This is a genomic window from Trichocoleus sp. FACHB-90 (assembly GCF_014695505.1).
In the GTDB taxonomy this organism is placed as follows: domain Bacteria; phylum Cyanobacteriota; class Cyanobacteriia; order Cyanobacteriales; family FACHB-T130; genus Funiculus; species Funiculus sociatus.
This window is the reverse complement of record NZ_JACJOK010000107.1, coordinates 1-8,526: the sequence shown is the minus strand read 5'-3', so window position 1 is coordinate 8,526 and position 8,526 is coordinate 1. Positions and strand designations below refer to the sequence as shown.

General features: G+C 42.4%; 6 protein-coding genes. 4 read left to right on the top strand and 2 right to left on the bottom strand.

The window, feature by feature from the left end; all coding sequences use genetic code 11:
- The first annotated feature begins 561 nt into the window (after positions 1 to 561).
- Both H6F74_RS28840 and H6F74_RS28835 read left to right on the top strand, forming a co-directional pair.
- On the top strand, positions 562 to 1,206 hold the full coding sequence (locus H6F74_RS28840) for an AAA family ATPase (RefSeq protein WP_190445532.1): 645 nt from the start codon (positions 562 to 564) through the stop codon (positions 1,204 to 1,206).
- Positions 1,203 to 1,466, top strand: coding sequence for a CopG family transcriptional regulator (locus H6F74_RS28835; RefSeq protein WP_190445531.1), 264 nt, complete (start codon positions 1,203 to 1,205; stop codon positions 1,464 to 1,466). Before H6F74_RS28840 ends, H6F74_RS28835 begins: the two co-directional genes overlap by 4 nt.
- Positions 1,467 to 1,536: 70 nt before the next feature.
- Here H6F74_RS28835 and H6F74_RS28830 read toward each other — a convergent pair whose 3' ends face one another.
- Entirely contained in the window at positions 1,537 to 1,875 is a 339-nt protein-coding gene (locus H6F74_RS28830) for a hypothetical protein (protein WP_190445530.1), read from the bottom strand.
- Between the two features lie 415 nt (positions 1,876 to 2,290).
- Here H6F74_RS28830 and H6F74_RS28825 point away from each other — a divergent pair, with 415 nt between their 5' ends.
- On the top strand, positions 2,291 to 3,283 hold the full coding sequence (locus H6F74_RS28825; RefSeq protein ID WP_190445529.1) for an alpha/beta hydrolase: 993 nt from the start codon (positions 2,291 to 2,293) through the stop codon (positions 3,281 to 3,283).
- A 1,768-nt stretch (positions 3,284 to 5,051) separates the two neighbouring features.
- Positions 5,052 to 7,019, top strand: a complete 1,968-nt coding sequence (locus tag H6F74_RS28820; protein WP_206756381.1) for a hypothetical protein — start codon at positions 5,052 to 5,054, stop codon at positions 7,017 to 7,019.
- Between the two features lie 1,080 nt (positions 7,020 to 8,099).
- Here the strand turns inward: H6F74_RS28820 and H6F74_RS28815 are convergent.
- Positions 8,100 to 8,526 (bottom strand): hypothetical protein (locus H6F74_RS28815; protein ID WP_206756380.1); only part of this gene is annotated, 427 nt, incomplete at its 5' end.

Genomic DNA, 8,526 nt, shown 5'->3' with positions numbered 1-8,526 from the left:
ACCCAGTCTGGGGCTGCTTTTTTACTGCATCTACTTAATCACAATCAATCCCAGAATTCAAGCCCCGCAACAAATGTCACTTCTTATACCTATTCTGTTTCTGCTATTTTGATTAGCCATTTTTAACATTTTTACATAACAAGTTCGGTAGAGCCTTGTGCTGTTAATTTATTATGCTCGCCTACTTACGTCACCGCCAGAGTCAACTCGTCATCTTCTTCCAGTTGAATCATTTCCATCTGTAGTGGAACTGCCGGACGTGCATCCCCAGTCAAGAATCTCGGCACAACGCTCCTACTATTGCTTTTAGTGATTTCGCCAAGCTTCCGGGATTAGATGATCTCTTTCGTTATCCGGTTTTATTTACCTAATCGAGGACACGGGTTGGGTTCTCATCGCAACTCCACCTAAAACAGTATTTAGTCGGGTCAACACAGCAACCCCAAAACTCTATGAATCCGTTAGTCTCTGGGGGGAACTCCGCCTAAAATAGTCCTTTTCGGCGGAGTCCAAACCATTTATTCTGGCATAATTAATGCAGTAATTGAGTAATGCAGTAATATGACCGTCATCTCTTTCGTTAATGAGAAAGGGGGCAGCACAAAATCAACGTCTGCTCTGCATTTCGCACACTGGCTGGCTACCAAACAAAAGAAAAAAATACAGGTGATTGACGGCGACCCACAGCGCTCCCTCTCCAGATGGTTCGCCTCGATGGAAAGCGCAATTGGGGTAACAGCTCTAATAACTCCCGACGATCTACTTGAACAAATTCCAGTCTTAGCTGAATCAGTTGATTTTTTAGTAGTTGATGGGGCAGGCTCATTAGCTGAATCAACTAGAGCCATTTTATTTCGCACTGACTTAGCTGTAATCCCTTGCCAGCCAAGTAAGTTAGACCTAGATGCGGCATCTGACACTGTGAGGTTAATCAAGCAAGCCCAATCAGTTCGAGGTGGATTGCCAAAAGCAGCAGTATTTCTTAGCCGAGCCCAGAAAAACACTCGATTGAAAACTGAGGCCATCTCTCTGCTTCAAAAAATTCCTGATTTAATATCTTTAAAAACAATCATCCACCAACGTCAAGTTACAGCCGATGCGTTTGGTCAATCAGCGACCGTTTGGGATTTACCTGGCTCTGGCGCTGTCGCGGCATCAGAAGAATTTGAGCAATTATTTAAAGAAATTTTGAGGCTAGTATCATGACTAAAAAACGCCAGCCTCTAAACAATGACGATAACCTCGCTAAGCAATTTGTCTACGGAGAACCAGTCACTCCCCCACCCAAACAAAATAAACCTCAAGAAGTTGAACCTCCGCCCAAGGAAGCTACAATCAGGCTCACGGTAGACCTAGCCGAATCCATGCACAGAAAGTTATCAATTCTGGCAGCGCGAACTGGGAAGAAGAAAGCCGAAATCGTCAGAATGCTGTTAGATGAAGCACTGCAAGATGTAAAGAATTAAATACTGCATTGCTGCATTACTGCGATACTGTTTAAACTTGTTCTGATTGGGAAACAGAAATTTCTAGCCCCTAGCGATCGCCCTCAGTTCTGGCAGAAACTGAGTAACCCAACTGCAAGACTATGCCGAAGATAAGAGAGTGCGATCGCTGCCAGCTTGCTCCTCGTAATCCTTTGATAGTTTGTACCGTGCATCCCACGCAAACAGAGCGCGATCGCACTCTCGACTTCCAACTCCCTACCGAGTGAAGCGAGACTTCGGAGCGCCGAAGTCTCGCGATCGCTGTCTCGGCTTTCGACCCCCTGCCGAAGTGGAAGAACTTGTGGGCATAGAAGGAACGAGGTTTATGAATGAGGGAGATATATAGCAAAGCTGTCACAGGGGCAAGGTAGCACTTGAATTTCCACATAATGTGCTTTGCGGCACTTTTCCCTCCAACTGATTGACACTACACCCGTAGGGCAAAGCGCTCAGTTAATGCTTTTTTCACCTTTCTTATAAGATTGTCTGCACTAGGAACAGAATGAAAATTTTGTCTCGTAAATGGTCGTTTGTAAACCACCAAACTGAGTTGTGTTAGATATGCTTTTTTAAAGAACATCAAGTTAAAACGATAGAAAAAGCTAGGAGTCACATGGGTGTACTCAGATATTGCACCTTATCACCTATAGACGGTTCTGTAAGGAGCGAGTGTGATCGCTCCCTTGCCTAGTAGGTCTTACCCACTGCGGTCTGTTTTATCGAACGGTAGTGAGAGAATTACCACAACTGGTAGGAAAGCTAAACTTAAGTTCAGCTGTGTAAACCTTGTGGCTCATTTCGCTATGATAATTACGGAAAAGTTGATTTGGCTTGGACTAGGTATTACCACAGTCGGATTACTTTCGGGAATTTTCTACCAAACAGTTAGTGAAGCTGTTGATCGACATAAATACCCTCCGCTAGGTCAGCTTGTTGATATTGGGGGATTTCGTCTACATCTCAACTGTATCGGTCAGGGTACACCAACAGTTGTCATGGATGCTGGTGGTGGTGCTCCATCGATCACATGGGGCTTGGTTCCACCTGAAATTGCTAAATTTACCCGTGTGTGTACTTACGATAGAGCGGGTTTGGGTTGGAGCGATCCTAATCTCAGGACACCACGCACAAGCCAGCAAAGCGTTGATGAATTGCATACACTTCTGACCCAAACTGGGATTAAGCCTCCTTACATTTTGGTTGGACACTCCTTGGGTGGAGCTAATATGCGGCTATATGCAAGTCAATATCCAGAAGATGTGGTTGGATTGGTGTTAGTGGATTCCTCCCATGAATTGAGCATGACATCCGAAACCTGGAAACGTATTAAAAGAGAGTTATGGCTTTACCAAGTTATGAGGGTTGCCAGTCGAGTTGGTGTGTTGCGATTAATCGGAGAACTCAACTTGTTGCCAATTCTTGAAGAGATAAAACAAGAAATTAAAAAATATCCGCTAGCAGTCCAAGCTTTGTTTGATACTTACAAATCTTACTGCTATCGTCCTCACTATTGGGCAACTATATCTAGCGAATATGCCAACCTAGAAAAAAGTTTTGAGCAATTAGAAGACGTTATATCATTGAATAACTTGCCTTTAATCGTGTTGGTTCAAGGTGTCAAAGCTCCAGCAATGAGTGATGAAAGATTCCAGAGATGGCAGAAACTTCAGTTAGATTTGACTAAACTTTCATCTAATAGCCAATATACCATTGCCGAAAATAGTGGACACCTTATTCCCTTAGAGCAACCAGATTTGATTGTTAGTGCAGTTCGTCAACTTGTTGAGAGAGCTTGAAGTCAACAGTCCCATAAGAGGTTAGGGTGATCGCATCCCACCATAAAGAAATGAGTGTCTAACGGTTAGACACTCATTTCTCTTTTTCAAGGTTTCTTCCTTGGTCGTTCCCTCACCTGATTTCTGATTTCTGGATCTCGCCTTTGTATAGCAATGGAGAAATTTTGGTCGCTAAGAAAGAAGAAGCGATGAAAAGCTTTTCATACCAAGTATTCAAGCCCTTAACATGAGGTAATGTAGACTTATCACCAGATCAACTTAACTACGCTACTACCAACTGTAAGTGGGACAGTTGATGGCGTAAAAGCTTGATTTTCCATTGTTTATGCAGGCTACTTGTGAGCTATGTCCCAGCTATGGAAAATGGGGCAGTCGTTCTTAGCGACCAAAATTTCCCCGCCACTATGCGAACGCCCACTTGGTAAAAATTCTCTGCATTCCAATAATCTGTTATTTGGCAGAAATCCAAACAATTGCCAGTAAACTTGCAGGTCGCTACATATCTATGAGCTGTATAACTACTTCCTAGAAAGCCAGTTGAGTGGGTAGCGGTAAATATGGAGTCAAAGAACAGTCAGAAGAGTTAGCGAGGCATTCCATCCTAATGATAGAAAAATATCCGGGCAAACAAGCCCTTGACACTTTAATCGGCTAAAGGTTATGCTCTATAGCAGCACTAATTAAATATCCAATCCCAAAAAGGGCGACTCTGTATTGAGCCGCCCTTTTTGCTTTTTGGGCTAAATAAATTCCTATCAAATAGTTAGGAACTTAGCCTAAATAGCCGTAATAAATATTGCTAACAAATATTTATTACATTGGGCAGCTAGCTTGAAGCTTCAACCTGATATATTTAGCGCTTTTCGAGCTTTTTTGTCAGTCAAAAGTTAGAGAAAGTTTGGATAAATTGAATGCCATACCATTTATCCTAGTTGTCCTTTAATGGCAGTGAAATCAAAAATTATACTGAAAACTTATTCTTAAGGGTAGATTGACTTAAGTTTTAGCCATTACCTTGAGTTGTGGCTTTCAAACTTTTGCATACTCAAATATTTAGATTTTTAAGTTTTTTGATTGTTTGACAACTTAAATATTTAAGTTGTCATTCTAACCACTTAGTTAACAGATCCTCTACTAACTCGGAGAACTCACGATCATCTCCCCGTTACAAGAGAGCAATTTTCACATCTTGTACAGTGCCAAATTAAATGACATTGAGACAAATTCGTGTCGCTAAGTAAAGTCGCTCTACTGCAAAATTACAGAGAAAGTTGGCGCGAGCGACCTATTATCAACTGCAAAGGATTGCGTGCCCTGGCTCCAAGCCCAAAAGCAGCTAAGTCTGGCTTTGCTGCTTTAACGACACTAATATGTCTCCACGACAATTAAAAAGTCACTGTACACCACAGCTTAGCCAAGAAATATTTAAGCGGTTATATCTTGTTTTAAAGGCAATTGTTGAGTGTTATACACTGCCTACAACCAAGTAGTTGCGCTCACACCCGTATCTCGACTATACCCCTCAAAGCTGCACTGCTTTGCTAGATCGTACATTTCAAAATCCCATTATACAAGCGTTTAGGCCACTTGAGAGCTAGCAAAAAAGCGTAGGAAGCTAACCTCATAGCTTCCTACGCTTTTAAAATTTATAAGCCCTAAAACCTTTTATTGAAAAGAGTTACAAGAGTTTTATGCTTACTCACAAAATGTGTTTTATCGAGTATCTGTGAGCCGCAAATTTTTGCTTAACGTTAAAAGTTATTGTATCATGGTTATATTAATCCTGATGAAAGTTTTTTATTTAGCTATGTCTCAGCAACCCCCCAAAAATCTGCTGGAAACTGTACTCCTATATATTCAACAAGGAGAAACCAAAACTCCTGGCTCAAATTTTTCAAACTTAAAAACTACTTTGAGAAGGTACGTTCTTCCCAACTTACATGGATATAACTTTGTCCCTGAAGATTTAGAAGGAGTCGGTTTAGATTATGCTCTAAGTCAGATTCCTCTTGATGTATTTCTAAATGTTAAGCCTCTTGAGCTTCTGTCAAAAGGTTGTCAAGCTGCTTTAAGTGCTGGACAGATTACAGCCAATCTAGAAAGAACAACATACCGTCCGGCTCTTAATAAGTTTCTCAAATGGATTCAGCAAGAAAGTTGGTATGAAGAAGCAGCTGAAGGTCGTTATGGAAAGTATGCCCCTAAAACTCGTTCCAAAGCAAATATTATGGCGGCAAACCGTGGGCGTAGGTCGCTCCATGCTAATCCTTATGGATTAAAGGAATCTGAACTGACCCCAAAGCTTTTGAAACAGTTAGAACAACTCCATACTTTTTGTACTGGTGAGTATGTTCCTAAGCGTCAGGACAAGAAAATGCGAGAGGTCACTTTTAATAATCATAAGACACGACTACTTAATATCCTTGGGTGGCTCAAGAATGTTGAGAGCTATCAACTTGCTGACTTAGATTTCAAGCTATTGAACGATCTGGAGTTACTCGAAAAATTTTTCGCGTGGGGCATTAACGAGCGCGGAAACACCTGTGGCTGGGCAATGGGATTTTGCGACTTGGCATTGAACGTTGCAAAGTGGCTTCATTGCTACGAGTCTAAAAGCCCCATGTACCGGGACATCCGAGTAGTCGAAGAAATTCGGATGATTAATAACAATCTGGCCAAAGGGTATCAAGAACAGCGAAAAGCCAATAAGAAGGCTAAACGCTCAGAGAAAGAAATGACAACGGAACAGTGTATTGAAGTTGTTAAGTATTTACGAAAATGTTGTGCTTCTCATGATTCCTCTGGAGCAAAGCGTTCTGATTTATCAATTCTCCGCTCCTGGCAGCGTTATTTGCTTGTGGCCATCTTAACTTATTGCCCAGTCCGGCAACGCGAGATTAGAGAGCTTGAACTCGAACGCACTCTCTTTCGCACTCCTAACGGCTATCGTGTAGTTCTAGAACCAGAAGATAACAAAACAGGTGATGAACGAGACTTTATCCTTTCAGATATATTGGCTCCAGAGGTTGTAGCTGATATTGACGAGTGGCTAACTATTTGGAGACCTAAGATTCAGGCGGCAACGACTGACTTGGACAGTTGGTTAGGTCTTGTAGCCCGTCGAGCATACAAAAATACGGAAGAGCTAAATGAATACTTAGCAAATTTAGAAGAACAACATCAACAAGCAATACAGGTGGGTCAGAATGAAAAGGCTGAGAAAGTAGAAAAGCTCATACAGTCAGTTCGATACAATTTTCAAACGTTGGAGCAGGCAAGAAGTAATTTTCAAAGCAAGTTATTTTTTATATCTTGTGGAAACAGCCAATTAGAAACCTATGGCAAACAATTAGAAGCAAGTGACTTATTCACTACAGTAACGCGCGCTGTTTATACAGCAACATCATTCTTGAAAAAGGTTGAACATCCGCTGTTTAAGGATGTTGAACCGCGGAGAACAAACCCCCACTTCTTCAGAAATATTGCGATTACCCATGAGCGCAGACATGGCGATCCAACAAAGCGGAAGGCTTTTCATAAAGTTTTAGGTAATTCTGAGCAGATTGGAGATAGGGATTATAACGAGATGCATCCTGGGGAAAAAACAGTTGATGCTAAAGAATGGTGGAAGTCAGAAACTCTTGAGGGTAAAGCTGCTCTCATTGCTCAAATCAAAGCATTGGCCTCAAAGTTGACAGTTCAGGAGAGACGGAATCTTTTCATGGAGCTTTTATGAATCTTAGATTTGGCAGCAGGTGAAGAGTTCTCTTGCTGCCAAATCTAAGACGAATTGCAAGCAGGCTACTACTGGTTATTAAGCAATAAAAGCTAAGTTTGGGTTTATTGACTTTTCTTTTATAGCTTTACTCAACTTGATTTAAGAAGTAGGTAACTGTTTATGTTATTGGACATTTCTATAACCGTAGTAGAGCGCGATCGCGAATAGGGAAATCGGCTATCTTTAGCGGAAACGGGAAAAATCTCTTACACCGGGAAAGCGAGGTGGCAACAACAAAGAGCGCGATCGCGTCAGTGTACTTCCTCTAGGACCTCCACAGCCATGTAGCTCTTCCACTTCTGCTACTGCTAATGCTAATTGTTTCCCTAACGGCAGCACTCCGTAAGCCTATCAGCTTCGATATAGAGCGATCGCTCTTCCACCGATAAGCCCAGCCAAACCCGCCTTTTACTTGGGATACTTGGGACAGAAATTTTTTCAAAACTTTACAGGTCGCCCCGCTTCTTCAGTCTCACAGATTTATATTATCTCCGGCGCTCCCACCACCTCTGCCGCAATTAAGTCATTGTCAATGGTGACGGCAGGAGTGACGAGTGGAGGTGACGGGTCACAGCCTTTGTTATCAGAGGCTTATAGCTTTAGTGACGGGTTAATTTCTACCTCATCCCCAGATGTAAGTGTTGGAGTTTCAGTTTGCAGGCTAAAGATGATTGTTTGTTGTACTTCATTTTTTTTTATTAAGTAGACTGAATTAGCCACTATCTCCTACCGCCTTGCAATGCAAGGGTTCTGACCCGTCACCCGACTTGTTACCAGCCGTCATCTGACCCGTCACCGCGGGCATAAGTTCATAACCATGAGTCGGGATGTCGCGATCACTATCAGTTCTGAGGTGGAGGCCGTTAATTAGCTTTTCAGTCCTTGTATAAACCTTTTACAATTCCTCGCAATTTCTCTATCTTTAGCCCTTAACGCCTCTTGGAAGGCGTTAGAAACTGTATCAAAGCTAAATATGACACACGGCAATTTATTGAGGGCTGACGCGCCCAGCAAATCAAAACTATTAAGTCGCACTCCTTAACCTGTTGCTGCCATTTCCCAAAGCTGTGCCCTCTTCTCACGGGGAATCAATGCCCAAATTGCCTTTTTAGCCGCCTGAATCACCTCTTTAGCTTGCTTCGTCTCCTTACAAACCCATTGGATCATACCGAATACATCCATTACTACCTCTGGAGTATCCGCCGTCATCAAGAAGTCTGCAAGTTCGGCTATGTCTTCCTGGCTGAGTGCAGGGAGCGCCTCAATCTGAACCGGGGCGGCATTGGATGGGGGTGACAATGGAACCTGTTTATTTATATAGCTGCCATTGTCTACCTGGAATTGTTTGGTCTCCTCAATCTGGGCAGGGGGGGCAATAGTATTGGTAGACAATGGAACCTGTTTATTTATATAGCTGCCATTGTCTACCTGGAATTGTTTCTCCTCCATTACCATAGGTTCTGTT

Excerpts from the sequence above, each read along its gene's own strand:
- H6F74_RS28840 (WP_190445532.1), top strand. The coding sequence starts at position 562 with ATGACCGTCATCTCTTTCGTTAATGAGAAAGGGGGCAGCACAAAATCA.
- H6F74_RS28835 (WP_190445531.1), top strand. The coding sequence starts at position 1,203 with ATGACTAAAAAACGCCAGCCTCTAAACAATGACGATAACCTCGCTAAG.
- H6F74_RS28830 (WP_190445530.1), bottom strand. The coding sequence starts at position 1,875 with ATGTGGAAATTCAAGTGCTACCTTGCCCCTGTGACAGCTTTGCTATAT.
- H6F74_RS28825 (WP_190445529.1), top strand. The coding sequence starts at position 2,291 with ATGATAATTACGGAAAAGTTGATTTGGCTTGGACTAGGTATTACCACA.
- H6F74_RS28820 (WP_206756381.1), top strand. The coding sequence starts at position 5,052 with ATGGTTATATTAATCCTGATGAAAGTTTTTTATTTAGCTATGTCTCAG.